General features: G+C 43.0%; 1 pseudogene. It reads right to left on the reverse strand.

Annotated elements, in window-relative coordinates:
- Window positions 1-54 precede the first annotated feature (54 nt).
- A pseudogene (locus tag ABF638_RS37660) lies at window positions 55-2,592 on the reverse strand (SNF2-related protein); the annotation flags it as partial.
- Window positions 2,593-2,649: the final 57 nt, after the last annotated feature.

Genomic DNA, 2,649 nt, shown 5'->3' on the forward strand with positions numbered 1-2,649 from the left:
TTAATTTATCGAGTTTGTTTTCTCTATTATATGCAGCTTCATATAAAATTGGTATAAAGGTTGTAAACTATCTAATAATTTTTGGCGGTTAGCACCAGAAAATTGAATAATATTAAGAGTTGGGGCAAACTTCTGCGCTTCACTCACCCAATTCATGCACACGGAAGTCGGCGCAATAATTAGGGTTGGCCCTTCATGGGCATTTCTGAGGATGACAGCCAATGCCTGCAAGGTCTTACCAAGTCCCATTTGGTCTGCCAAACAAGCTCCTACACCCCAATGTGCCAGCCGCGCTAGCCAACAAAAACCCTCCATTTGGTAGTCGCGTAGTTCTGCTTGCAGCGTAGATGGCAATTCTGGCTGGAGGTTCTGCACCTCCTTAAGTCGCTCTCTATGTGCCTTCCAATGTTTATCTGCTTTTACCTTACCTACCTCATCGACAAAATCTTCTAACCCTAATGTTGCCAAGGGGTGAAAACGAATACCTTTACTATGCTTTTCCGAAAACATCCGTAATTCGTCGAGGCGTTTCCGAAAAGCTTGAGTTAAAGCTAGAAATTGACCATCACCAAGGGGGATAAAACGGCTGGGCGTTTTCTCTAATAGTTCTAGTAGTTGCTGCATATCCAGCACTAGGTCGTTATTCAATTTCAACTCCCCAGTTGCTGCAAACCAATCTTGCTGACGTTGAATTGATAAGTTAAAGTCTTTCAAATCGGCATTGTGGCTAACACGCAGTTTTTCTCCTTGTGGCCATTCTATGACTACGTTATTTCCCAGCGTTTGCAGTTCTAGCAGCAATTCTAAACAGTCCTCTGGGTCAGCTATAACCCATTCACCATCTTGTTCTTCAGTTCGCGTCAAGGTGGGGCAGGCTTTGATGGCAGCTTTAGCAAGTTGTTTCTCTTGAGGTAGATTTCGTCTGGTTTGCAGACGTTTCCCGTCAATCTCGGCAATTACTGTTTCACCACCTGTACCAGGACGGTAGTAGGGACCACCTTGGGCAAAGGGGCGTGACAAAAGCGCGACTTTCAAGCCGGCGTTAGCAGGTAAAAGGTGAATATGGGGTAGAGTCTGGGCGGGTACTTCTTCTGCACCTTCGAGTCCGCCACCAATGTCAGAATGTACGGTAACGATGCCAGAGACAGCATTAATCGCTGCCAAAACTTGCTTTTCGGCGAAGGCAGGTACATTTAATTTATTATCTATACCAATAATCTCCGCAATGCGTCTATGTTCAGCAGTAATTTCAATGACTTTGATCCGAGTTGGGGTTTCTTTGATATGCAGAATATTCTGTGATTCTGGTAATTTGGGAGAAAATTCCAAGGTGAGACGATCAAGTTTCCCTTTTTTAACCAGTAGTTCCGGTTCTCCCTTGACAATTTCTACACGGATAGTAGGTGTATCTTCCCAAAAAACCAACGGGTGTCCAATTAAAGCAGAGATGGCTTTTTCTCCGAAGGTATAATCAACTTTGCCGTAATAACCTTCACTATATACTTCAATACAACTACATACCCGCATATCTTGGGGTGTGATGTAATCAAACTCAGATAATGCACTGTTGAGACGCTTGAGGGCTATGGGGCGACCTTTACTCCATTCCCCTTTGGCATTAACTTTTTGTTCTCGTGGTTGTAAGACACATCTGCTGGGATAGAAGGTGATGAACCATGCTAAACGCAGTTCCAATTCTGGCTTTAGGGATGTTTGTGGTCTTGATTGGAGATTTGCCAGGGCATTGAGGCACATTTCCCAAGCTTCTTGGGGTCGAATTAAGTCTACGATGGTTTGGATATTGCTATCTTCTCGCAGTGCGGGAGCAAGTTGTTTATAGTTACTACTTGGTTTGAGCCTGGATAGGAGTTCTGCGGTTTCCATTGCCAACCAGTGATAACCGGAGGCGAGCGATCGCTGATATAGTGGTTCTAGTAAATTAGGTAAGCGTTTTTTAGCACTTTCTGCATCCATCCAGTAAAGGCATAGTGAACAAAACAATGTTTGTAAGCTATTTTCTTCTTCCACGGAAGAAATATGACCACTAACTACAAATTGTTTTTGGGTAATATCGCCAAGCTGAACTTGCAATACCATGTTCAGTCTGCCATAAGTGAACCTGAGCCAATGATCCCCTTGACGGGACATCAAACGGGTATGCTCTTCTGCTTCTTTGAGGCGTTGCACTGAACCATCTTTTAACAATGCGAGGATAAAAAATAAGCCCCCAATTGTATTGAAATATATTTGCCGTTTGCCTGTAGCCTTTTTGATCGCTTTCAGGGCATCTGTATAATATTTTATCGCTTGTTCATTTTCACCCCGCAGAAAACTTAACCAACCCCAAAAGATCGCAGCGTTATTTTGATATTCATTTGATACACGCTCCAGACTTTCTTGTGCTTCTTGGGTACAACCTTGTAATAACAGTTGTTCTGTCAAAATCAGGTGTAGATAATCTGAGCAATGTTTTTCACTGTCAGAGCATTGTTCTTCTAGCAGCGTCAACGCATCTTCACAAGCAGATAATTTTAAGGCTGAATTGAAGAGGATACTTGATATGCCACTTTCATATAATCCGAGGGGAAGGGTCTTAACTGGAGTTTAGACTAAAAGCGATATGAGAGAACGCAAACCAAATGGAATTAG

It is taken from the genome of Nostoc sp. CALU 1950 (genome assembly GCF_051172895.1).
Taxonomy (GTDB): Bacteria; Cyanobacteriota; Cyanobacteriia; order Cyanobacteriales; family Nostocaceae; genus Nostoc; species Nostoc edaphicum_A.